The sequence below is a fragment of the Herbaspirillum sp. GW822-FHT03A08 genome, assembly GCF_058801885.1.
The window spans coordinates 674,866-697,748 of sequence record NZ_JBXANR010000001.1; the positions used below are offsets into that span (position 1 = coordinate 674,866).

The following is a 22,883-nucleotide window of genomic DNA, read 5'->3' on the forward strand; positions in this document are numbered from 1 at the left end:
ACCGCAGCGCAACAACGATCATTACCGGATAACAACAAACGATATGTTTTTGACATGTTCCTGCACCAAAATCGGCGCAATGCAATCTTCCACATACATTTGGAAACATAATCACCGCCCGGTTTGGCCTCAGAACGGCAGTCCGGCCCACCCCATGTTGTAAGATACGGCACGCCCTTCACTAACAATGACCATGCGCTTTAACTCTCGTTTGCCCCAGTTTTCCCGTCAACGCGGTTTTCTGAATCCCAACATCGCCAAATTCCTCGCCTTCACCGTCCTCGGGCTGGCGATCATTGGCGCGCTGATCATTGCCTACGCGCTGATCTTCATCAACCCGCGCCTGCCGTCGCTGGATGTCATCACCGACTATCGTCCGAAGATCCCGCTGCGCATCTATTCCGCCGACAACGTCCTGCTGGGTGAATTCGGCGAAGAAAAGCGCAGCCTGGTAAAGCTCGACGCCATCCCCGCCAACGTGAAGAACGCGGTGCTGGCGATTGAAGACTATCGTTTCTATCAGCATGGCGGCATCGACTATATCGGCATCGCGCGCGCTTTGGCGACCGACCTGATCAAAGGCCACGCCAGTCAGGGCGCCAGCACCATCACCATGCAAGTGGCGCGCAATGTTTTCCTGACCAAGGAAAAGACCTTCTCCCGTAAATTGTACGAAGTCCTGCTGGCCAACAAGATCGAAGCGACACTGAGCAAGGACCAGATCCTTGAGGTGTACATGAACCAGATCTATCTGGGCCAACGCGCCTTCGGCTTTGCCGCTGCTGCGCGCACCTATTTCGGCAAGGACATCAAGGACGTCACGCTGGCGCAGGCCGCGATGCTGGCCGGTTTGCCAAAGGCACCGTCGGCCTACAACCCTATCGTCAACCCCAAGCGCGCCCATATCCGCCAGCAGTACATCCTGCAACGCATGCTGGATCTGGAATACATCACGCAGGCGCAATATGACGCCGCCGTGAAAGAAGACATCCAGGTACGCGCACCCGGCAACCAGTACAACGTTCACGCCGAGTACGTGAATGAAATGGTGCGCCAGATGGTCTATGCGCAATACAAGGAAGACACCTACACGCACGGCATCACCGTCACCACCACCATCAACGCCGCCGATCAAAAGGCCGCCTATGACGCCGTGCGCAAGGGCGTGATGGACTACGACCGTCGCCACGGCTATCGCGGCCCGGAAGAAACGATTGAACTGCCGTCGGGCGACGACGATCGTTCGCAAGCCATCGACGACGCCATGGACGATCACCCGGACAACGACGACATCCTGGCAGCAGTGGTGATATCGGCCGACCCGAAGCAAATCCAGGCCGTGATCCGCAGCGGCGACAAGATCACGCTGAGCGGCGACACGCTCAAGTTCGTTGCCGCGGCGCTGGGTCCGAAGGCCAAGAAGGAAATCCGCATCGCACCGGGCGCAGTGATCCGCGTCATGCAGGACGCCAAGAAAACCTGGCAGATCGTGCAGTTGCCGGAAGTGGAAGCCACGCTGGTATCGGTGACGCCGCAGAACGGCGCGATCCGCGCGCTGGTGGGCGGCTTCGACTTCACGCAAAACAACTTCAACCATGTGACGCAGGCATGGCGCCAGCCGGGTTCGACATTCAAGCCATTCATCTATTCGGCTGCGCTGGAAAAAGGTTTTGGCCCGGCCAGTATCATCAACGACGCGCCGGTGTCCTACCCTGCCGGCAATGGTCAGCCGAACTGGGAACCGAAGGATGATGATCCGCCGGCCGGCCCGATGTCGATGCGTACCGCCTTGCAAAAATCGGTCAACCTGGTTGCGATCCGTACGCTCGACGCCATCGGCGTGAAGTACGCGCAAGACTTCATCACCAGCCATTTCGGTTTCGACGTCGACAAGGTGCCGCCTTACCTGCCGATGGCCCTTGGCGCAGGTCAGACCACGCCGCTGCAACTGGCATCTGCCTACGCGATCTTCGCCAACGGCGGCTACAAGATCAATCCTTACCTGATCACGCAAATCGCCGATGCACGTGGCAAGGTCTTGTCCAAAGCGGATCCGCTGATCGTCGGCAACAACGCGCCGCGCGCGATTGACGAGCGCAACGCCTACGTCATGACGAGCCTGCTGCAATCGGTCGCCCAACGCGGCACCGGCGCGCGCAGCAACACGCTCAAGCGCACTGACCTGGCAGGCAAGACCGGCACTACCAATGATGCGATGGATGGATGGTTTGCCGGTTATCAACGCACGCTGACGACAGTCGTGTGGATGGGTTACGACCAGCCCAAGACACTGGGCAGCAAGGAATTCGGCGCGCAGCTGGCCTTGCCGATCTGGGTGGATTACATGGGTGTGGCGCTCAAGGGCGTGCCGCAATTCGATATGCCTGCACCGGCGGGCGTCAGGTTTGTCGACAACGAGCCTTACTACGACAATTTCGCACCGGGTGATGGCTTCGTCGCTTCGCTGGGTACGGAAGGCGGCGGAGTAGTCGATGCCTTGTCCAACTTCTTCGGCTGGTCGAAGAATCCGAATTCGGAAACACCAGCACCACCGTCGGGCTCGACTGGTGCACCGGCGTCGGCGCCTGCACAGGTCGACCGGGACAAAATCTATCAGGGTCATTGACCCCCTGATCGGATCGCAAAAAAGAAAAAGCGCAGAAGACAATATCTTCTGCGCTTTTTTTTGTCCCTCTTGTCTGGCGCCCCCGACACGGATCGAACGTGTGACCTATCCCTTCGTACCACCATGGCTTTCGCCACCAAGTAACTTGTTTGTGGTCTGGACTATACCTTGGCCATGGACTTGCAGTCCGCAGGCCGGAGCCGTCTAGTCTCTACACCTTCCGCACGATAACAACCCGGTGCGGCTTGGCTCGGTATTGCCAGCAGCCGTTTGCAACATCAACATCGCAAGCGCTGTCAGGGTTCACCGAATTTGACTCCATTCACACGGCGCCTTTCGGACGCCGGTGCCCAATTCATTCAGGAGGGGATCGCTCTATCCACTGAGCTACGGGGGCGTGGGCGCTATTGTAGCGGGTGTGGGCAGGTATGGAAAGGAGCGCGGGCAGAATCACGCGCGGCTGGTGCGGCCCTCAAACCAGTTCTGGTCAAGGCACAGGCGCAGTTGCATGCGTGCGCGATAGAGCAGCACGCTGCAATTGCTGGTGGTGATCTTGAGTTCTTTGCAGATCTCGGCAATCTCAAACTCAAACAGCTCGCGCATGGAAAACACCCGCGCCATGACAGGCGTGAGTTTGTTCACGCAAAAATCCATGATGTCGAAGAACTGCGACTGTTGCAGAGTTTCTGCCGGATTGCCCCAATCAGCGGGGGCCTCGGCCCAATGCCCGGTCTCATCGAAGAGGACATCGAAGTCGGTCGGATCGCCGGTTTCTTCCTGCGTGACCTGAACGTATTTCTTTTCCTTGCGGATCAGATCGACGATCTTGTGCTTGAGGATACCGACCAGCCACGTGCGCAGCGACGATTTCCCCGAGAAACCGGCAGGGTTCTGCAATGCCGCCAGCAAGGTTTCCTGCGCCACATCTTCGGCTGCATCTTCCTGCACATGGAGCCGCGCAAACTTGACCAGCATGCTACGCTCGGCAATCACGGACTGTTCAAACGACTTGTCGGTCATGGGATTCGTCTGTCTTCTGAAATTGATCTGTACGGCAATAAACACGATAAAAACGCTACTGTACTTGGATTTTCGCGCTGTTCGTGTGTGGGCATGATAAACGCCTGCTCTTATACAATGCAATCGGTTACCCGATCAGCTCGCCGCATATAACTTAAAACGACTATTTATATGGCCAGCCTTATGTCTTCCCTGCTATCCGCCAGCCGTTGCGCTCTGACATTGTGCGCGCTGCTGATGACCTGCCTGTTACCCACTGCGCACGCCCAATCGCAGCAAACATTGCCGGATACGATCGCCCAGCGTGTCGTCGCCTGCACGGCCTGCCACGGCAAGGAAGGCCGCGCTTCCAGCGACGGCTTTTATCCGCGCATTGCAGGCAAGCCGGAAGGCTATCTGTTCAACCAGCTCACCAATTTCCGTGACGGCCGCCGGCAGTATCCGCTGATGACTTACCTGCTGGATCACCTGTCAGACGCCTATCTGCACGAGATCGCCAAGTACTTTTCCGAACAGCATCCGCCCTACCCCGCGCCGCAACCGAGTGACGCGACGCCAGCCGTGCTGGAACGTGGCCGCAATCTGGTCATGAACGGCGACAGCAGCAAGAAGGTGCCGGCGTGCATCGCCTGCCACGGCCAGGCGCTGACCGGTGTCGCACCTGCCGTCCCGGGCCTGATCGGTTTGCCGCGCGACTATATCAATTCGCAGTTCGGCGCCTGGAGAAACGGCGTGCGCAAAGCAAAATCCCCAGACTGCATGGCCCAGATCACGCAAAAGCTGACGCTGGAAGACATCAACGCCGCCAGCAGTTGGCTCGCCGCCCAGACCGTACCGGAAGGTGCAGTCCCGGCTCCGGCCACGACCGTCAGGCTGCCGCTGGCTTGCGGCAGCGTCACAGAATAAGGGGCCGTTCATGAAACGCATCTTGCTGGCCCTCCTCCTGCTGATCATCGCCGTTCCCGCCGTCATGGTCGGCATGCAATTTATCGATCATGAAGACAACGTACCTGCGCAATCGTCCGCACCGAACAATCCCGAGCAGCAAGTCGTCCGCGGCACCTACCTGGCCCGCGCCGGCGACTGCATGGCTTGCCACACGGCGCGCGGCGGTCAACCTTACGCCGGTGGACGCGCCATTCCGACACCGTTCGGCACGCTATACGCCCCCAACATCACCGCCGACAAGGAAACCGGCCTGGGCAGCTGGAATGCCAAAGATTTCTGGCGCGCGCTGCATCACGGCAAATCGAAAGACGGCAGCTTCCTCTATCCGGCATTCCCTTATCCGAACTACACCAAAGTCACGCGTGAAGATGCCGACGCCCTGTTCGCCTATCTGCAAACCGTCAAGCCGGTGCGCCAGACCAATCAGGAACATGCGCTGCGCTTCCCCTACAACTATCGCATTCTGCTGGCCGGATGGCGCGCGTTGTACTTCACGCCCGGGTCTTATGCGCCGGACGATAAGCAATCGGTGGAATGGAATCGTGGCGCTTACCTCGTGCAGGGACTTGGGCATTGCAGCGCCTGCCACACGACCCGTAACGCATTCGGCGCGACAGTCGACAAATCGGATCTGGCCGGCGGCCTGATCCCGATCATGAACTGGTATGCGCCTTCCCTGACTTCGGATGCGGAGGCCGGACTGGGAAAATGGGAAACGGAACACATCGCCGCGCTGCTGAAAACGGGTGTATCGCCACGCAGCACCGTGTTCGGTCCGATGGCGGAAGTCGTGAGCCAGAGCCTGCAACATCTGAACGACAATGACATTCGTTCCATGGCGGTCTATCTGAAAGCCTTGCCGCAAAACGATCCGCCCCCAGCACTGGACACGGCACAGCCGGACAAAGCGACCGGCGATCGCATTCTGCAAACCGGCAGCAAGATCTATGAGCAGCAATGCGCCGAATGCCACAAAGCCAACGGCCAGGGCATGCCGCCGGCTTATCCGCCGATGAGCGGCAATCGCGCATTAACGATGGGTTCTGCGGTCAATCCGATCCGCATGGTGTTGAATGGCGGCTTCCCGCCGTCGACCGACGGCAATCCGCGCCCCTACGGTATGCCGCCTTTCGGTCAGGCCTTGAATGATCAGGAAGTCGCTGCGGTGGTGTCGTACATCCGGAACAGCTGGGAGAATCGCGCCGGCTTCGTCTCGCCACAAGAGGTGAATCGCTACCGCTCGATTCCGCTGGATTGATTGTTGAAATTGGGACCCGGAGGAGATTCGGCCGAGTGCCGAATCGTCGGATCATCGGATGCAGGAGTTGGATGTAAAAGCCAGATGCGGAAGTCAGCTGCTCTTGGTTTCCATGCTCAGCTTGTAGCCCATGCCGCGCACCGTTTTCACGTAATCGGCCGCAGCGCCCAGCGATTTACGCAGGCGCATGATGTGGACGTCGACAGTTCGTTCTTCGATGAAGGTGTGATCGCCCCAGACTTTATCCAGCAACTGGGCGCGTGAAAAAATCCGTTCCGGATGCGCGACCAGATAGCGCAACAGCTTGAATTCCGCCTGGTCCAGTTCGATCTCGTCCTTGTCGACCGTCACGCGATGACGCTCGGTATCGATGCCGAGCAAGCCGTAAGACAAGCTCTGCTGGCCGACTTCCGGCGCCTTGCGGCGCAGCAGCGCCTGCACGCGCGCCACCAGTTCCTTCGGTGAAAACGGTTTGGTGACGTAGTCGTCGGCGCCTTCGTTCAGACCTTTGACTTTGTCTTCTTCCATGCCTTTCGCGGTCAGCATGATGACCGGCAAAGCGGCAGTGCGCGAGTCCCTGCGCCACTCACTCAGCAACGCCAGCCCGGAAGTATCCGGCAGCATCCAATCCAGCAGCACCAGTTGCGGCAAAGCGGCCCCGATGAATTTGCGCGCTTCTGCCGCGTCGCTGGCGACGGTCGTCGCAAAACCCGCGCCCTGCATCGTAAAACGCAGTAACTCGGCGATGCTCGGCTCGTCCTCGACTAACAAGATGTGTGGCTGATCTTTTGACATGCGCTGCTATTTTGACTTGTAATGATTGGCGATGTGTTCTGGACAACGGCTCGCCGCTGTCCTGCCTTGCCTTAAGCTCTCAGGCCGCTACTTTATCAGCAATCCGCTGTGCCATCGCCTGGGCCGTCTCTGCCTGCTGCGCCTCCACCATGACGCGGATCAGCGGTTCGGTGCCTGATGGACGAATCAGAACACGGCCGGCGTCGCCGAGCTCCTTCTCGACCGCATCCTTTTCGGCCTGCATGCCGGGATTGGTTTTCCAGTCGAAGCCGGCAGGAATCTTCACATTGATCAGTACCTGCGGATACATGCGAATGTCGGCGGTCATCTCGGCAAGGCTTTGTCCAGAGCGCTTGAGCGCCGACATGACCTGCAGCGCCGAAACGATGCCGTCGCCGGTAGTATGCTTGTCGAGGCACAGCAAATGACCGGAGCCTTCGCCGCCGAGCAGCCAGCCGCGCTCCTGCAAGGTTTCCAGCACATAGCGGTCGCCGACCTTGGCCCGCGCAAAACCGATTCCCATTTTCTTGAAGGCGACTTCCAGCGCCATGTTGGTCATCAACGTACCGACCGCTCCCGGCACCGGTCCGGTGGCAAGACGGTCCTTGACCATTACATAGAGCAGTTCGTCGCCGTTGTAGATGCGGCCGGCGGCATCCACCATCACCAGGCGATCGGCGTCGCCGTCGAGTGCGATGCCGACGTGCGCGTGATTGGCGCGTACCGACTTGGACAAGGCTTCCGGCGCCGTGGCGCCAAAACCTTCATTGATGTTCAATCCGTTGGGTTGATTGCCGATGTTGATGACTTCGGCGCCCAGCTCGTGGAAAACGTGCGGTGCGATGTTGTAAGCCGCACCATGCGCGCAATCGACGACGATGCGCATGCCGTGCAGGTCGAGGTCGTTGGGAAAGGTGCCTTTACAGAATTCGATGTAACGCCCTTGCGCATCGTCAAGGCGTTTGGCCTTGCCCAGCTTTTCGGATGATACGCAGCTCATTGGCGTATCAAGCGCGGCTTCGATTTCCGCTTCGACTGCATCCGGCAATTTGTTGCCGGATGCCGAAAAAAACTTGATGCCGTTGTCATGATAAGGATTGTGCGAAGCTGAAATCACCACGCCGGCCGACAGGCGTAATGCGCGAGTGAGATAAGCGATCGCCGGCGTCGGCATTGGACCGGCCAGCATGACATCCACGCCTGCCGCGGCAAAGCCGGCCTCCAGCGCAGCTTCCAGCATGTAGCCGGAAATACGTGTGTCCTTGCCGATCAGCACCGTCGGCTTGGCCGAAGACGCCCACGACTTCGTCAACACTTTACCGGCAGCGTAGCCAAGACGCATGACGAAATCAGGAGTAATCGGAGCAACGCCAACACGTCCACGCACACCATCGGTGCCAAAATATTTTCCAGCCATGATTCCTGTGTTTCCTCTTGAAGATTCTTTTTTATAAATAATTATCAGATGCCGATCGCGTCCACCATGCCTGCATGCCAGACATTGAGCGCGTCGACAGTCTCCGCGACATCGTGCACGCGGATAATCATCGCACCTTGCGCCGCCGCTGCCAAGGCCGCACCGAGACTTCCGGCCAGGCGTTGATCCAGCGGCTTACCGGTGATCGCGCCGATCATGGACTTGCGCGACATCCCTGCCAGCAGGGGCAGGTCCAAGGCTTGGATCAGCTTTTGGGTATTTCTGAGCAAAGCATAGTTGTGCTCGACGCTCTTACCGAAACCAAATCCAGGGTCTATACATAAGCGATCGTGATCAACGCCAGCAGCCTTAAACGCTTCCACGCGTTCTTGCAGAAACGCTGTCACTTCTCCGACCACATCCTTGTATATCGGTTTCTGCTGCATGGTTTGCGGCTCGCCCTGCATGTGCATGATGCACAAGCCGGCGGTGCTGTCCTTCACTGCATCAATGGCTCCCGCCGCGCGAAAACCATTGATGTCGTTGATCATGTCGGCGTCGGCGATCAGCGCCTCGCGCATGACTTCTGGCTTGTAGGTGTCTATGGATAAAGGTTTGCCGCAATCGCGCAAGGCATAGATCAGCGGCATCACACGCTTGAGTTCTTCATCCAGCGGGACCGGTGGAATACCCGGCCGGGTCGATTCGCCGCCGATATCGATGATGTCGACACCATAGGCAATCATCTGCTCGGCGCGCGAGATGGCGAATTCCAGCGCGTGGTAATTGCCGCCGTCGGAAAATGAATCAGGAGTGACGTTGAGGATACCCATCACCAGCGGCCTGCGCCCCGGTGTGACAGGAAGGCGATAACGCCCGCATTGTAGATATTGTTGGCTCATTCAGTTGCTTCGATGTTCAAGCTCTGGGTGTTTCAGCATTGCCGGCGAAGTTGCCGAATGATCCGGCCGGGCCGACCTGACGTTCAGACTACTCCGCACATCCTGCAAGAGCCCATACCCAAAGAAAAAGGGCGAGGATCACTCCTCACCCTCAGACCAGCTACGCTTCGGATCCCCCGATCAGGCAGGAGCAGTCGCGGTCGGCGAAATATCGCCTGGCGTATTGTCGGAAGATTTCTTGACCGGCACACCATACTTCGGCAAACGCGGTTCGTTGCCCGCCATGATGTCGTTGATCTGGTCGGCGTCAATGGTTTCCCAGTCGAGCAGCTTCTGTGCCATGACTTCTACCTTATCGCGATTCTCTTCCAGCAGACGACGCGACAGCGCGTATTGCGTGTCAAGGATGCTGCGGATTTCAGCATCGACCTTTTGCTGCGTCGCTTCGGACACGGTCTTCGACGACATGCGACCGAAATAGGCATCTTGCTCGGTGTCTTCATAGACCATGGTGCCGAGCGCTTCGGACATGCCGTAGCGCGTCACCATGGCGCGCGCCAGCTTGGTTGCGCGTTCAAAGTCGTTGGAAGCGCCGGTCGACATCTGGTGCATGAAGATTTCTTCCGCAATACGGCCGCCGAACAGGATCGCGATCTCTTCCAGCATCTTGTCCTTGTACATGTTGACGCGGTCATGCTCGGGCAACTGCCATGTCAGGCCCAGTGCATAGCCACGCGGCATGATGGTGACCTTGTGGACAGGATCGGCCTTCGGCAGCAGTTTGGCGACAACAGCATGACCGGACTCATGGTAAGCAGTGTTGCGGCGTTCTTCTTCGCGCATCACGGCGGACTTGCGTTCCGGCCCCATGACGATCTTGTCCTTCGCATCTTCGAAGTCCTGCATTTCGACCAGACGCTTGCTGCGGCGTGCGGCGAACAGTGCGGCTTCGTTGACCAGGTTGGCCAGATCGGCGCCGGAGAAACCTGGAGTGCCGCGTGCCAGGATGTCAGCTTTGACGTCAGGAGCGATAGGCACCTTGCGCATGTGGACGTAGAGGATCTGTTCGCGGCCGCGAATATCCGGCAGACCGACCATGACCTGACGGTCGAAACGGCCCGGACGCAGCAACGCTTTGTCCAGCACGTCGGCACGGTTAGTTGCAGCGATCACGATGACGCCGGAGTTGGCTTCAAAACCGTCCATCTCGACCAGCATCTGGTTCAGAGTCTGTTCACGTTCATCATTACCACCGCCCATGCCGGCGCCGCGATGGCGGCCGACGGCATCGATTTCGTCGATGAAGATGATGCATGGTGCGTGCTTCTTGGCGTTTTCGAACATGTCGCGAACGCGCGATGCACCCACACCGACAAACATTTCAACGAAGTCCGAACCGGAAATGGTGAAGAACGGAACCTTCGCTTCGCCTGCAATCGCACGCGCCAGCAATGTTTTACCGGTACCTGGAGGACCGACCATCAGCACGCCGTGAGGAATGCGTCCGCCGAGTTTCTGGAATTTGGTTGGGTCGCGCAGGAATTCGACCAGTTCCTGCACTTCTTCTTTAGCTTCATCGCAACCGGCGACGTCGGCGAAAGTGACGGAGTTGCTGTTCTCGTCAAGCATGCGTGCCTTCGATTTGCCGAAGGAGAACGCGCCGCCTTTGCCGCCGCCCTGCATCTGGCGCATGAAGAATACCCAGACGCCGATCAGCAACAGCATCGGGAACCAGGAGATGAAGACTTGCGACAGGAAGGATTGCTCTTCAGGTTGCTTGACGTCGAACTTGACGCCGTTGTTCAGCAGATCGCCGACCAGGCCGCGGTCCAGATAGGTCGCGGCGGTCTTGACCTTTTTACCGTCTTGCGTAGTAGCGACGATGCTGCGGTCTTCGATGGTGGCATCTTTGATGTGGCCGGCTTTTACTTCGCTGATGAAGTCGGAGTATGCGATCGGTGTAGCGCCCGACGCCAGGCTGCGGCTATCGAACTGTTTAAAGACCATAAACAGCACCAGGGCGATCACCACCCAGATGGCGGCTTTGGAAAACATGTTGTTCACTAGAACTCCTCCGACGCGAGCGCGCCTCATTACCTTGTATATATCCGATTTTACTCGGATTCATCTGCGCTTACTAGGAAACCGTCCATCCCTGGCTGACGTAAATTGACTACGGCAGACCAGCGCGCAAACTTGAATCGCGGGCGAAGGCAGAAACATCTCCAAATCGCCGCAAAAACCACATCAAGGGACAGAAAACGAAAGCTTCCAGCAGTGGATGTGTGGCCGGAATCGATGAAATCAAGAAGAAAAATGGTCGAAATGCAAGATTGTCGGCGGATTTATTGGGGATTTTTCAAAACCTTGCCCAAAAGGAAAATTTCCGACGATTTATCGCGGCTGGCTTTAGGCTTTTTCGATGTGACGGTTTTGAATTCAGCACGGAATTTGTGCACCAGTTCGTTGTAACCCGTGCCGTTGAAGCATTTCACCAGCACAGATCCGGTTGGTTTCATATGCGCCTGGGCGAATTCAATTGCCAGATCGATAAGATGCTCCACCCGGGCCGCATCGGCAATTGCCACGCCGGACAGGTTCGGCGCCATGTCCGACAGCACCAGATCAACCTGGCGCCCGTCGAGAATGGCCTCCAGCTGGCGCAAGGAATCCTCTTCGCGGAAATCACCCTGAATGAAATGAACGTCGGCGATCGGATCCATCGGCAGCATGTCCAGACCGATAATGGTGCCGCGAATGCCTCCGCCCTCCAGCCCTGCCAGCTTGTTGCGGGCGTACTGCGACCAGCTGCCGGGCGTCGAACCAAGGTCGACGATGACCTGGCCGGGCTTGATCAGCTTCTCATCTTCGTCGATTTCCTTGAGCTTGTAGGCCGCGCGTGCGCGATAGCCTTCCTTCTGCGCAAGCTTCACATACGGGTCGTTAATGTGATCATGCAGCCAGTTTTTGTTTAATTTGTTCTTTGCCATTCGCGTAGAATACTGGTTTTAAATATTGAGGGACAGAGTTCGGGCCGGTTTAACTGGCCTCAGGCGCCAAGCCGCTCGCCCACCGGAAACAAACTATGTTGAAACTTACTCCTGCAGAGCGCAGTGAATTGCGCGCCGAAGCGCATGGCCTGAGCCCTGTCGTGATTATCGGCGAAGGCGGCCTGACCGCCGGCGTCACCAAAGAAATCGATGCCAGCCTGAACGCCCACGGCCTGATCAAGGTTCGCGTGTTCGGCGATGACCGCGAAGCGCGCGTCGCCATCTACGACACCATCTGCGAACAACTCAAGGCAGCGCCGGTGCAGCACATCGGCAAATTGCTGGTGATCTTCCGCCCCAAGAAGGAAGCCGCAAAAGAACGCAGCGAAACACGCGGCAAGGGCATGCGCGAAGTCACCATCGTCAAGCCTAGCGCCAGCGGCACCAAGCGGCCATCGGTCACCAAGGTCATGCTCAAGGGCAACGAACGCGTTACTGCGGGCGGCTCGATCAAGCGCGCCAAGCCACGTCAGAAAAGCGCCAAGAAATCCATGGGTTGATGCTGTTATCCGCGATGCTCACCATGATCCGTGGAGACCGCCATCCCTTTCGGCTGAAATCCATATCGGATTCGAATTGGATTTAAGTCGGAATCCAGCAAGAAAAAATGCCCGCTTCAGCGGGCATTTTTTCACCATCGCAGTGCTGTAAATTATTTACAGCTTGTCATCAACAGCACCTGCGCCGGCCTTTACGCTACGACTTAGACGTAGCGCACTTCCAGAATTTCATACTCGCGCACACCGGACGGCGCCTCAACAGCAACCACGTCGCCGGCGCTCTTGCCGATCATTGCACGTGCGATCGGCGAGGTCACGGAAACCTTGGATTCCTTGATGTCTGCTTCGTCGATGCCGACGATCTGATAGGTGACTTTCTCACCGCTATCCAGATTTTCCAGATCGACCGTGGCGGCAAACACCACGCGGCCATCTGCGCCTGCGCTCAATGTTGCAGGATCGACGACCAGCGACGAGCCCAGCTTGCCTTCCAGATCTGCAATGCGGCCTTCGATGAAAGCCTGGCGTTCCTTGGCGGCATCGTATTCAGCGTTTTCCGACAAATCGCCTTGCGCGCGCGCTTCAGCAATCGCGTTGATGACCGCTGGACGCTCTTTGGACTTCAAGCGTTGCAACTCTTCCTTCAGAAGCTCTGCACCGTACTTGGTGATAGGAACTGTACTCATAAAACTCTCAACAAAAAAATGAGGCACTTTTGTATGACTTGCCCTGGAGGCTGTTGCAAAATCAAACTAAGCGCGCATGAAACACGATGCGGTGCGAGATCAATTTTGCAACAGCCCTGACGGGCAAATACAGAGTTTGCCGTTAAAAAAGACACAGAGGGCATCGAATACTCAGATGCCCTCTGTGACTAGCAATAAAACGTGTATGTGGGTTTAGTGTATAGCTTTATGCAGCCCTTGTAAATCATACACATCCAGCGCATTCAGGTGACGCATGCCCTCTACCGCAGCCTCTGCACCGGCAATGGTTGTGAACGTCGTCACGCGCGCTGCCAAGGCTGAAGTACGGATCGCGCCGGAGTCGGCAATCGCCGTGCGCTTCTCTTCGACCGTGTTGACCACGAGTGTGATTTCGTTGTTCTTGATCATGTCGACGATGTGCGGACGACCTTCCACAACCTTGTTCACGGTCGCGACAGGAATGCCCGCAGCGCTGACGGCGGCAGCCGTGCCCTTGGTGGCGACGATGGAGAAACCGAGGCCGACCAGATCCTTCGCCACTTGCACCGCACGCGGCTTGTCGCTGCCCTTGACGCTCAGAAACACCTTGCCTGATGTTGGCAGCTTGACGCCGGCGCCCAGTTGCGACTTGACGAAAGCTTCGCCGAAAGTCTTGCCCACGCCCATGACTTCACCGGTCGATTTCATCTCAGGTCCGAGAATGGTGTCGACGCCCGGGAATTTCACGAACGGGAACACGGCTTCCTTGACGCTGAAGTATGGCGGGATCACTTCGTTCTTGATGCCCTGGCTGTCCAGCGACTGGCCGACCATGCAGCGTGCGGCGATCTTCGCCAGTTGCAGACCGGTTGCCTTGGAAACGAACGGCACGGTGCGCGATGCACGTGGGTTCACTTCCAGCACGAAGACGACGTCTTGCAGCTTGCCGTCAACTTCGGTTTGCTGGATCGCGAACTGCACGTTCATCAGGCCGACCACGTTCAGTCCCTTGGCCATCAGCGCAGTCTGGCGCTTCAGTTCGTCGATGGTTTCCTTCGCCAGCGAGTAAGGCGGCAGCGAGCAGGCGGAATCGCCCGAGTGCACGCCGGCTTGTTCGATGTGTTCCATCACGCCGCCGATGAAGGTGCGCTCGCCGTCCGACAGGCAGTCGACGTCGACTTCGATCGCGTCGTTCAGGAAGCGGTCCAGCAATACCGGCGAGTCATGCGAAACCTTGACGGCTTCACGCATGTAGCGCTCGAGGTCGCGTTGTTCGTGGACGATTTCCATCGCGCGGCCACCCAGCACGTAGGAAGGACGCACCACCAGCGGATAACCGATTTCCTGCGCCAGACGCAATGCGTCGGCTTCGGTACGCGCGGTACGGTTCGGCGGTTGACGCAGACCCAGGTCGTGCAGCAGCTTTTGGAAACGTTCGCGGTCTTCTGCGGCATCGATCATGTCAGGCGAAGTACCGACGATAGGCACGCCGTTGGCTTCCAGATCCAGCGCCAGCTTCAGCGGCGTCTGGCCGCCGTACTGCACGATCACGCCGTATGGTTTCTCCAGCGCGACGATTTCCAGCACGTCTTCCAGCGTCAGCGATTCGAAATACAGACGGTCGGAGGTATCGTAGTCGGTCGACACGGTTTCCGGATTGCAGTTGACCATGATGGTTTCGTAACCGTCTTCGCGCATTGCCAGCGCTGCGTGCACGCAGCAATAGTCGAATTCGATACCCTGGCCGATGCGGTTAGGACCGCCGCCCAGCACCATGATCTTCTTCTTGTCGGTCGGCTTCGACTCGCACTCTTCTTCATACGTCGAGTACATGTAAGCCGTGTTGGTCGAAAACTCGCCCGCACAGGTGTCGACGCGCTTGTAGACCGGACGAATGTTCAGCGCATGGCGCTTCTCGCGCACGGCGGTGTCGGTGACCTTCAGCAGCTTGGCCAGACGACGGTCGGCAAAACCCTTTTGCTTCAGCTTGTACAAGGTCGCCTTGTCCAGACCTTCCAGCGTCTGGCCGTTTTCCAGCCACAGTTCGATGTCGACGATTTCCTTGATTTGCGACAGGAACCACGGATCGATGTGCGTCAGGCCGTGCACTTCTTCCAGCGTGAAACCTTGTGCGAACGCGTCGCCCACGTACCAGATACGGTCAGGACCAGGCTCGCCCAGTTCTTCCTTGATGGTTTCGTGGTCGGTAGTCTTTTCATTCATGCCGTCGACGCCTACTTCCAGGCCGCGCAGCGCTTTCTGGAAGGATTCCTGGAAGGTGCGGCCGATCGCCATGACTTCACCGACCGACTTCATTTGCGTGGTCAGATGATTGTCGGCTTGCGGGAATTTTTCAAACGCAAAACGCGGAATCTTGGTGACGACGTAGTCGATCGACGGTTCGAACGAAGCCGGGGTCGCGCCGCCGGTGATTTCGTTACGCAGTTCGTCCAGTGTAAAACCGACTGCCAGCTTGGCAGCGATCTTGGCGATCGGGAAACCGGTCGCCTTCGATGCCAGTGCGGACGAACGAGAGACGCGAGGATTCATTTCGATGACGATCATGCGGCCGTCGGCCGGATTGACCGAGAACTGCACGTTGGAGCCGCCGGTGTCGACGCCGATTTCACGCAGCACCGCCAGCGAGGCGTTACGCATGATCTGGTATTCCTTGTCGGTCAGCGTTTGCGCCGGTGCGACGGTGATGGAGTCGCCGGTATGCACGCCCATCGGATCCAGGTTTTCGATCGAGCAGACGATGATGCAGTTGTCGGCCTTGTCGCGCACGACTTCCATCTCATACTCTTTCCAGCCGATCAGCGATTCTTCAATCAGCAGTTCGGTGGTCGGCGAAGCTTCCAGGCCGCGTTTGCAAATGGTTTCGAATTCTTCGGCGTTGTAGGCGATGCCGCCGCCGGTGCCGCCCATGGTGAACGAAGGACGGATGATGACCGGGAAGCCCAGTTCCTTTTGCACTGCCCACGATTCTTCCAGGGTGTGCGACACGCCCGAGCGCGCGGAGCCCAGACCGATCTTGGTCATGGCATCCTTGAACTTGGAACGGTCTTCAGCCTTGTCGATGGCTTCCGGCGAGGCGCCGATCAGTTCGCAGCCGTATTTTTCGAGTACGCCGTTGCGGTGCAGGTCCAGCGCGCAGTTCAGCGCAGTCTGGCCGCCCATGGTCGGCAGGATCGCGTCCGGCTTTTCCTTGGCGATGATGCGTTCCACCACTTGCCAGGTAATCGGCTCGATGTAGGTGACGTCCGCCATTTCAGGGTCGGTCATGATGGTCGCAGGGTTGCTGTTGACCAGAATGACTTTGTAGCCTTCTTCACGCAGCGCCTTACAGGCTTGCGCACCGGAATAGTCGAATTCGCAGGCCTGACCGATGATGATCGGACCAGCGCCGATGATCAGGATGCTTTTAATGTCGTTACGCTTAGGCATGTTTCTTTTTCTCCATCATCGCCACAAATTTATCGAACAGGGGGGCGATGTCATGCGGCCCGGGCGATGCTTCGGGGTGGCCCTGGAAGCAGAACGCAGGCTTATCGGTACGGGCAAATCCTTGCAGCGAGCCATCGAACAGCGACACGTGCGTGACGCGGCAGTTGGCCGGCAGTGTCGCGGCATCCACGGCAAAACCGTGGTTTTGCGAAGTGATCAGCACTTGCTTGGTATCCAAATCCTGCACCGGATGGTTCGCGCCGTGGTGGCCGAATTTCATCTTCAGCGTCTTGGCGCCGGAAGCCAGCGCCATGATCTGGTGGCCGAGGCAGATGCCGAAAGTCGGGATGCCTCGCTCGATCAGTTCCTTGGAAGCAGCAATCGCGTAATCGCATGGCTCCGGATCGCCGGGGCCATTCGACAGGAAGATGCCGTCCGGATTCAGAGCCAGTGCTTCAGCGGCAGTTGCCTGCGCCGGAAGCACGGTGACTTTACAGCCACGCTCAGCCAGCATGCGCAGGATGTTGTACTTGACGCCATAGTCGAACGCGACCACGTGGAATTTCGGTGTAATTTGCTGACCATAGCCGCGACCCAGTTTCCACTCGGTCTCGGTCCAGTTGTAGGCTTGCTTGGTCGACACGACCTTGGCCAGATCCATGCCGGCCAGTCCCGGGAAACCGCGCGCCAGTTCCAGCGCCTTGGCGGTTGCCGCTTCGATATTCATTTCGCCGGCGACGATGGCGCCGCTTTGGGCTCCCTTCTCGCGCAGGATGCGGGTCAGCTTGCGCGTGTCGATATCGGCAATGGCCACAATGTTGCTGGCTTGCAGGTATTCGGTCAGTGTTTGCTTGGTGCGGAAATTGGAGGTCAGACGCGGCAGATCTTTGATGATCAGGCCGGCAGCGTGGATCTGCGCTGCTTCAACGTCTTCGGAATTGACGCCGGTGTTGCCGATATGCGGGTAAGTCAGTGTGACGATCTGGCGGCTGTAGCTGGGATCGGTCAGAATTTCCTGGTAGCCGGTCATGGCGGTGTTGAAAACGACTTCACCAGTCGTGTTACCGGCAGCGCCGATGGAAACACCAAGAAAAACGGACCCGTCTGCTAGCGCGAGGATGGCCGGAACGGTAGGGCCAGAAAGAAGAGGCAGCAAGGGTAACTCCTGAGATTGTTACCGCCGCTGGCCTGACCAGATCGTGCTGCTGAGACTCTGCACTCAATTCTCAGTACCCAAGGCAATCGGCGCAAACGCCCCGTTTTGATGCACGTGGGGTGGTTGTTTGGTCTGCTGGGACGAGGTGAAGGATTCGGTATGCGCTACGGCGGAATTTAAATTAGCTAAACCGCTCGATTATAGCGCAAAATGCGCCCCCCAGCAAATCCTAAGATTGCCGGAAGGCGCATTTCAAGACTTTGCCGGTCAGCAAAAACCGGCTAAAAATCAATTAATTAGCGTCAGATCAGAGCTATCACAGGCCCAAAGCAGCGATACCTGCCTTAGCGATCTGCACGTCTTCCGACGACTTCACGCCAGACACGCCGACTGCGCCGACATATTGACCGTCGACAACGATAGGCACGCCGCCTTCCAGCAGACCATCCAGCTCAGGCGCGCACAGGAAAGCGACGCGGCCGTTGTTGATCATGTCTTCATAAATCTTGGTTTCGCGACGACCCAGTGCTGCGGTCTTGGCCTTGGCCGGAGCGATATGCGAAGAAGCAGGCGCAGCGCCGTCCAGACGTTGCAACCACAGCAAATGACCGCCATCGTCGACGATAGAGATGACAACTGCCCAGTTATTGGCTTTAGCTTCGGCTTCGGCGCCGGCAGCGATTTTTTTCAGGTCGTCGAGTGTCAGGTACGGTTTCGTTTGCATGATGCTCCCAAATGTCTCAAGTAAAAAAGAATGCTGATTGTAAGGCGAGAATGGCCTGCTGGCACAAAATATGCAAAACCTCGGCGATCCCGTCCTAACTGAGGGCATCCTCCTACACGCGTAAGGTATTGACTCCATTACAATTTTTGTAAGATAACGCGAAATAACCTTTTGACATTGCCAATGAAATTGTTTACATTCCAGCAGTCATACCGATAAGGAAATGTCCTGATGACAACACGCAGCGCCGCAAAAACCATCCGATACCGACGTCACCTCGCAAAAGCATGCGTGCTGGCTGCCGGTTTCTGGTTCTGCAGCACCGCCTGGAGCATTGACCTTCCTATCCAGCAAATTCAACAGATTCAGCAATCTCAGCAAGACCCTCTCCCTCCCGGCAAAGCGACCATCGCTCTCGCCAAACTGCAAGACATCACCAACCGCGCTTCCGAACTGGCTGTCCAGGCATTAAGCATGCTCGGCATCAACTATCGTTACGGCGGCACGTCCCCGGAAACCGGTCTCGATTGCAGCGGCCTGGTGCGTTATGTGTTCAAGGAAGCGCTCGGCACCGACTTACCGCGCACATCGGCTGAAATCAGCCGTGTCGGCGAAAAGGTCGATAAGCTCGACCTGCGCCCTGGTGATCTGGTGTTCTACAACACCCTGCGCCGCGGTTTTTCGCATGTCGGCATTTATCTGGGCGACAGCAAATTCATCCACTCGCCGTCCGCCGGCGGACAGGTGCGCATCGAAGACATGGATGTGGCCTACTGGAAAAAGCGCTTTAATGGTGCACGCCGCATCTCCGCTACTGCCGAAGATCAGCAATAAGCGTTTCATCCAGAGTACGGGATTGTGATTCCTGTTCTCTTCCTAGATTCGGCCGGCTCTTCTCTTCTTATTAGTAGTACCCGCCCAACGCCGGCTTAAAGCACATCCTGAATACCTCCGTGACGCCTCGCGCACCGCTCAATACCGCAACGCGTTGCCAGACACACATCAGCATCAATTTCCCCCTTTAGCCTTCAACTTCGCCTTCAGCTCCGGCATGATCTTCATCGCCGCCTGCTCGCCGGCCAGAATCGCCAGATTGCGCCCCGCAAAATCACTGCCCTTCATCGCGCCCAAACCGGGCTGAATCACGATGTCGGCATCTTTCAATTCATAGTAATTAATACTCTGCCCCATGATGGCAAAGGTTTGCAGCATCACGTCGACGGAGCTTGACGAAGCCTGCGCCTCCGGTTGCGCCGAGATATTCACTGCAATCACAAAGTCCGCACCCATCTCGCGCGCAAAGTGCACCGGCACCGGCGCCACCAGTCCGCCGTCGACATAGTAGTGATCGCCGATCTTGACCGATTGGAACACGCCCGGCACCGCCGAAGATGCGCGCACCGCAATCCCCGCATTGCCACGGCGGAACAGAATCGGCTGGCCGGTTTTCAGATCAGTCGCCACTGCACCGAAGGGAATCTTGAATTTTTCGATAGGCAGATTGTTGACCGAGCGATTCACATACGTCTGCACGCCCTCGCCCTTTAACACGCCGCTGACCTTGGAGAAAAACGGCACCGACCAATCGGAAATGGTGGCTTCATCCATATCCAGCGCCAGCTTCTGCAAGGCAAAGCCGTTGTTGCCTGCCGCATATAAAGCACCGACCAGGCTACCGGCACTGGTTCCGACCACGATATCAGGCACGATGCCTTGCGATTCCAACGCCTTGATCACGCCTACATGCGCAAACCCGCGCGCAGCACCGCCGCCTAATGCAAGCGCGATGCGCGGCTTTTGCGGCGGCTTGGTCGGCGCTGCAACAGGCGTAACCGGTGAGGTCTCGACCGGCGCGGCCGATTTGGACGGCAGGAGACTGTTGCAGGCAGCCAGAAGAGAAAGGGAGAGTACGGAGACGACGCGATGTAAAACAGACATGTTTTCGAGAGCAGAGAATCTCAGCCCGAACGGGCGCTGCCATTTTAGCCTAAAGACTCTGCCACCTTAATCCTTGATTTGGAAACAATCATTTCCTATAATCACAAGCATGACCTCTTCCACTACGACCACCAAAACCGCAACGCGCAGCCGCGGCCGCCCACGCGAGTTCGATATCGACGCAGCACTGGACAAGGCCATCGTGGTCTTCACGGAGAAGGGCTATTACGGCACCTCCATCAATGATCTGAGCGCCGCCCTGGAGCTGACCGCCGGCAGCATCTACAAGGCCTTCGACGATAAGAGATCCGTCTTCGTCGCCGCGCTTGAGCGCTACATCACCTTGCGCACCGAGCGCCTGCAACAGGCGCTGAAACCCGCCAGCACAGGACGTGAACGCGTCCATGCCTTGCTGGCGCTCTATGCCGCATCCAGCTATGAAGCAGAAGGGCGTCGCGGCTGCTTCATCGTCAGCAGCGCCGTGGAACTTTCCATCTCCGATCCGGAAATCGCAGAACGCGTCGCGCAATCGCTGGACGTGCACGAAAAACGGCTGAGTCTTTTCATCCGCCAGGGACAGGAGGACGGCAGCATTCCCATGCGCGTCGAGGCTGCGACAACGGCCCGGCTTCTCTTATGCATATTGCAAGGCATGCGCGTAATCGGCAAAACCGGCCGCAGCAAAAAGGAAATGAACAGCCTGATCGACAATGCCCTGAAAGTGCTCGACTAAAAAATTTTACCAATTTAGGAAATATTCATTTCCTATTTATGAAAACCACGCTCCCTCACTCATACCGAAAGGCTCGCCATGCAGACATTCTCTCCCACCACATTCTGGAACGACTTCCACCACGGCAGCGTCCACGTCAACGGCGTGCGATTGCATTACGTCGAAGGCGGCAGCGGCGCGCCCATCCTGCTCATTCCCGGTTGGCCGCAAAGCTGGTACGCCTGGCGCCTGGTCATGCCTCTGCTTGCCGCCGGCGGACGCCGCGTCATCGCCATTGATCCTCGAGGCATGGGTGATTCCGACAAACCGGCGAGTGGATACGACATGAAAACTGTCGCGGCCGATCTGCACGCCTTCACCGATGCACTGGGCTTGCGCAACCACGGTCCGCTCGATGTTGCCGGGCATGACATCGGCACCTGGATCGGCCATGCCTATGCCGCAGACTGGCCCGATGATATACGCAGGCTGGCCCTGTTCGACGCCGCCCTCCCCGGCATCACGCCGCCTCCTGCGGGGATCCCTTCCGCGGAAGTCAATACCAGAACCTGGCATTTCGCATTCAACCGCCTCGACGATCTGCCGGAGATTCTGCTGCAAGGCCATGAGCGCGCTTTCCTCAGCTATCTGTTCCACACCAAGGCGGACAACCGCTGGACCATCGCGCCAGCCGATCTGGATGAGTATGAGCGCGTCTTTACCGCGCCCGGCGCAGTGCGCGCAGCCTTGTCGTATTACCGCGTCGCCTTCAGCCCGGAAGGTCTCGCACAAAGCCGCGGTCGAGCCGAAAAGATGCTGGCCATGCCCATCCTTGCATGCGGCGCTGAGCATGGCGTCAAGGATGCCTTGTTCAATACACTGCGCAACATCGGCACCGACGTGAGCGGCAGCATCATGGAAAACTGCGGGCATTACATGCCTGAAGAAATCCCTGAAACACTGGCGCAGGAATTAATGCGCTTTTTTAGCAAATAACCATCCGAGGCTAAATCGGCCTCCCCTCCCCCTCCCCCTGGAACTCTCAGCATGGCCAACGCGCAAATTGCAAGACATTCGCACAGGCATGTATAATTGAGAATAGTTCTTATTTAATAGATTATTTTCTGAACAGACGGCCGGGGGGCCAGGGGAATTCATGGCGGCGACCGATTCATCCATGCTGCAGGTACAGTCCTTGTACAGCCATCACGGCTGGTTGCTCGGATGGCTGCGGCGCAAGCTGGGCCATGTTTCCGGCAATGCCGAAGCCGCCGATCTGGCGCAGGACACCTTCGTACGCATCATCGTTGCGCACAAGCGCGAGCAGTCTGCCGCGCCATCCTCCGAGTCGATGCCGGAGGCACTGCGTGAGCCGCGCGCCTACCTGACGACCGTCGCCAGCCGCGTGCTATTCAATCACTATCGCCGCCTGTCGCTGGAGCAAGCCTATCTGCAGGCGCTGGAGCAACTCCCGGAGGCCTACGTGCCGTCGCCGGAAGAACGCCTGCTCATCCTGGAAACGCTCAACGACATCGATGCCATGCTGCACTCCCTGCCCGGCCAGGCGCGCAGCGCCTTTCTGCTGTCGCAGCTCGAAGGCCTGTCCTACGCCGACATTGCGCTACAACTGAATGTCAGCCTGCGCACCGTCAAACGCTATATGGCGCAGGCCTTTGAAGCCTGCATCATGCAGGAGAGCTGATC

General features: G+C 57.8%; 19 protein-coding genes. 8 read left to right on the forward strand and 11 right to left on the reverse strand.

All coding sequences use genetic code 11. The features are described 5' to 3' along the window. Positions 1–193 precede the first annotated feature (193 nt). Complete coding sequence (locus tag AC1RN6_RS03165) at positions 194–2,626, forward strand: penicillin-binding protein 1A (RefSeq protein WP_493002958.1); 2,433 nt, start codon at positions 194–196, stop codon at positions 2,624–2,626. 450 nt (positions 2,627–3,076) lie between these two features. Here AC1RN6_RS03165 and AC1RN6_RS03170 read toward each other — a convergent pair whose 3' ends face one another. Then, the gene (locus AC1RN6_RS03170; RefSeq protein WP_493002960.1) at positions 3,077–3,646 is read right to left on the reverse strand and encodes a sigma-70 family RNA polymerase sigma factor; all 570 of its coding nucleotides are present in this window, start codon (positions 3,644–3,646) and stop codon (positions 3,077–3,079) included. A gap of 183 nt (positions 3,647–3,829) precedes the next feature. On the opposite strand from AC1RN6_RS03170, the gene AC1RN6_RS03175 reads away from it, so the two are divergent. Together AC1RN6_RS03175 and AC1RN6_RS03180 are read left to right on the forward strand one after the other, a co-directional pair. Continuing rightward, positions 3,830–4,552 (forward strand): c-type cytochrome, encoded by a 723-nt coding sequence (locus AC1RN6_RS03175; protein ID WP_493002961.1) that lies wholly within the window; start codon positions 3,830–3,832, stop codon positions 4,550–4,552. 10 nt (positions 4,553–4,562) lie between these two features. Next, entirely contained in the window at positions 4,563–5,852 is a 1,290-nt protein-coding gene (locus AC1RN6_RS03180; protein WP_493002963.1) for a cytochrome c, read from the forward strand. Positions 5,853–5,945: 93 nt separating this feature from the next. Here AC1RN6_RS03180 and phoB read toward each other — a convergent pair whose 3' ends face one another. The 5 genes from phoB to AC1RN6_RS03205 form a co-directional block, all read right to left on the reverse strand. Further along, entirely contained in the window at positions 5,946–6,647 is a 702-nt protein-coding gene (phoB, locus tag AC1RN6_RS03185; RefSeq protein WP_493002964.1) for a phosphate regulon transcriptional regulator PhoB, read from the reverse strand. A 79-nt stretch (positions 6,648–6,726) separates the two neighbouring features. Beyond that, on the reverse strand, positions 6,727–8,064 hold the full coding sequence (gene glmM / locus AC1RN6_RS03190; RefSeq protein ID WP_493002965.1) for a phosphoglucosamine mutase: 1,338 nt from the start codon (positions 8,062–8,064) through the stop codon (positions 6,727–6,729). 44 nt (positions 8,065–8,108) lie between these two features. Further along, a complete protein-coding gene (folP, locus tag AC1RN6_RS03195) occupies positions 8,109–8,966 on the reverse strand; it encodes a dihydropteroate synthase (protein WP_493002966.1) in 858 nt (285 codons plus the stop codon). Positions 8,967–9,146: 180 nt separating this feature from the next. Then, entirely contained in the window at positions 9,147–11,030 is a 1,884-nt protein-coding gene (gene ftsH, locus AC1RN6_RS03200; protein WP_493002967.1) for an ATP-dependent zinc metalloprotease FtsH, read from the reverse strand. Positions 11,031–11,311: 281 nt separating this feature from the next. Continuing rightward, positions 11,312–11,956 carry an RlmE family RNA methyltransferase gene (locus tag AC1RN6_RS03205; RefSeq protein WP_050475687.1) on the reverse strand — a complete coding sequence of 215 codons (645 nt, stop codon included), beginning with the start codon at positions 11,954–11,956 and terminating at the stop codon, positions 11,312–11,314. A gap of 95 nt (positions 11,957–12,051) precedes the next feature. Here AC1RN6_RS03205 and AC1RN6_RS03210 point away from each other — a divergent pair, with 95 nt between their 5' ends. Next, positions 12,052–12,516, forward strand: coding sequence for a YhbY family RNA-binding protein (locus AC1RN6_RS03210; RefSeq protein ID WP_007880202.1), 465 nt, complete (start codon positions 12,052–12,054; stop codon positions 12,514–12,516). 203 nt (positions 12,517–12,719) lie between these two features. Here AC1RN6_RS03210 and greA read toward each other — a convergent pair whose 3' ends face one another. The 4 genes from greA to AC1RN6_RS03230 form a co-directional block, all read right to left on the reverse strand. After that, positions 12,720–13,202: a transcription elongation factor GreA gene (gene greA / locus AC1RN6_RS03215; protein WP_493002968.1), complete on the reverse strand. Its 483-nt coding sequence runs from the start codon at positions 13,200–13,202 to the stop codon at positions 12,720–12,722. A 213-nt stretch (positions 13,203–13,415) separates the two neighbouring features. Next, positions 13,416–16,649 carry a carbamoyl-phosphate synthase large subunit gene (gene carB / locus AC1RN6_RS03220; protein WP_493002969.1) on the reverse strand — a complete coding sequence of 1,078 codons (3,234 nt, stop codon included), beginning with the start codon at positions 16,647–16,649 and terminating at the stop codon, positions 13,416–13,418. After that, positions 16,642–17,805 carry a glutamine-hydrolyzing carbamoyl-phosphate synthase small subunit gene (carA, locus tag AC1RN6_RS03225; protein WP_493002970.1) on the reverse strand — a complete coding sequence of 388 codons (1,164 nt, stop codon included), beginning with the start codon at positions 17,803–17,805 and terminating at the stop codon, positions 16,642–16,644. Before carA ends, carB begins: the two co-directional genes overlap by 8 nt. Positions 17,806–18,121: 316 nt before the next feature. Beyond that, on the reverse strand, positions 18,122–18,529 hold the full coding sequence (locus AC1RN6_RS03230; RefSeq protein ID WP_094563024.1) for a GlcG/HbpS family heme-binding protein: 408 nt from the start codon (positions 18,527–18,529) through the stop codon (positions 18,122–18,124). Positions 18,530–18,760: 231 nt separating this feature from the next. Between AC1RN6_RS03230 and AC1RN6_RS03235 the strand changes: the two genes are divergently transcribed. Next, positions 18,761–19,363 (forward strand): C40 family peptidase, encoded by a 603-nt coding sequence (locus AC1RN6_RS03235; protein ID WP_493002971.1) that lies wholly within the window; start codon positions 18,761–18,763, stop codon positions 19,361–19,363. Positions 19,364–19,537: 174 nt separating this feature from the next. Here the strand turns inward: AC1RN6_RS03235 and AC1RN6_RS03240 are convergent, their stop codons facing one another. Beyond that, positions 19,538–20,467 (reverse strand): patatin-like phospholipase family protein, encoded by a 930-nt coding sequence (locus AC1RN6_RS03240; protein WP_493002972.1) that lies wholly within the window; start codon positions 20,465–20,467, stop codon positions 19,538–19,540. A 109-nt stretch (positions 20,468–20,576) separates the two neighbouring features. Here AC1RN6_RS03240 and AC1RN6_RS03245 point away from each other — a divergent pair, with 109 nt between their 5' ends. The 3 genes from AC1RN6_RS03245 to AC1RN6_RS03255 all read left to right on the forward strand — a co-directional run bounded on the left by AC1RN6_RS03245 (position 20,577) and on the right by AC1RN6_RS03255 (position 22,881). Next, the gene (locus AC1RN6_RS03245) at positions 20,577–21,200 is read left to right on the forward strand and encodes a TetR/AcrR family transcriptional regulator (RefSeq protein ID WP_493002974.1); all 624 of its coding nucleotides are present in this window, start codon (positions 20,577–20,579) and stop codon (positions 21,198–21,200) included. Between the two features lie 78 nt (positions 21,201–21,278). Further along, positions 21,279–22,175: an alpha/beta fold hydrolase gene (locus tag AC1RN6_RS03250; RefSeq protein WP_493002976.1), complete on the forward strand. Its 897-nt coding sequence runs from the start codon at positions 21,279–21,281 to the stop codon at positions 22,173–22,175. 160 nt (positions 22,176–22,335) lie between these two features. Next, positions 22,336–22,881, forward strand: coding sequence for a sigma-70 family RNA polymerase sigma factor (locus AC1RN6_RS03255; RefSeq protein WP_493002978.1), 546 nt, complete (start codon positions 22,336–22,338; stop codon positions 22,879–22,881). Positions 22,882–22,883: the final 2 nt, after the last annotated feature.

What these genes read in the sequence shown, in the direction of transcription:
- AC1RN6_RS03165 (WP_493002958.1), top strand. Translation starts at nt 194, where the DNA reads ATGCGCTTTAACTCTCGTTTGCCCCAGTTTTCCCGTCAACGCGGTTTT.
- AC1RN6_RS03170 (WP_493002960.1), bottom strand. Translation starts at nt 3,646, where the DNA reads ATGACCGACAAGTCGTTTGAACAGTCCGTGATTGCCGAGCGTAGCATG.
- AC1RN6_RS03175 (WP_493002961.1), top strand. Translation starts at nt 3,830, where the DNA reads ATGTCTTCCCTGCTATCCGCCAGCCGTTGCGCTCTGACATTGTGCGCG.
- AC1RN6_RS03180 (WP_493002963.1), top strand. Translation starts at nt 4,563, where the DNA reads ATGAAACGCATCTTGCTGGCCCTCCTCCTGCTGATCATCGCCGTTCCC.
- phoB (WP_493002964.1), bottom strand. Translation starts at nt 6,647, where the DNA reads ATGTCAAAAGATCAGCCACACATCTTGTTAGTCGAGGACGAGCCGAGC.
- glmM (WP_493002965.1), bottom strand. Translation starts at nt 8,064, where the DNA reads ATGGCTGGAAAATATTTTGGCACCGATGGTGTGCGTGGACGTGTTGGC.
- folP (WP_493002966.1), bottom strand. Translation starts at nt 8,966, where the DNA reads ATGAGCCAACAATATCTACAATGCGGGCGTTATCGCCTTCCTGTCACA.
- AC1RN6_RS03205 (WP_050475687.1), bottom strand. Translation starts at nt 11,956, where the DNA reads ATGGCAAAGAACAAATTAAACAAAAACTGGCTGCATGATCACATTAAC.
- AC1RN6_RS03210 (WP_007880202.1), top strand. Translation starts at nt 12,052, where the DNA reads ATGTTGAAACTTACTCCTGCAGAGCGCAGTGAATTGCGCGCCGAAGCG.
- greA (WP_493002968.1), bottom strand. Translation starts at nt 13,202, where the DNA reads ATGAGTACAGTTCCTATCACCAAGTACGGTGCAGAGCTTCTGAAGGAA.
- carB (WP_493002969.1), bottom strand. Translation starts at nt 16,649, where the DNA reads ATGCCTAAGCGTAACGACATTAAAAGCATCCTGATCATCGGCGCTGGT.
- AC1RN6_RS03230 (WP_094563024.1), bottom strand. Translation starts at nt 18,529, where the DNA reads ATGCAAACGAAACCGTACCTGACACTCGACGACCTGAAAAAAATCGCT.
- AC1RN6_RS03235 (WP_493002971.1), top strand. Translation starts at nt 18,761, where the DNA reads ATGACAACACGCAGCGCCGCAAAAACCATCCGATACCGACGTCACCTC.
- AC1RN6_RS03240 (WP_493002972.1), bottom strand. Translation starts at nt 20,467, where the DNA reads ATGTCTGTTTTACATCGCGTCGTCTCCGTACTCTCCCTTTCTCTTCTG.
- AC1RN6_RS03245 (WP_493002974.1), top strand. Translation starts at nt 20,577, where the DNA reads ATGACCTCTTCCACTACGACCACCAAAACCGCAACGCGCAGCCGCGGC.
- AC1RN6_RS03250 (WP_493002976.1), top strand. Translation starts at nt 21,279, where the DNA reads ATGCAGACATTCTCTCCCACCACATTCTGGAACGACTTCCACCACGGC.
- AC1RN6_RS03255 (WP_493002978.1), top strand. Translation starts at nt 22,336, where the DNA reads ATGGCGGCGACCGATTCATCCATGCTGCAGGTACAGTCCTTGTACAGC.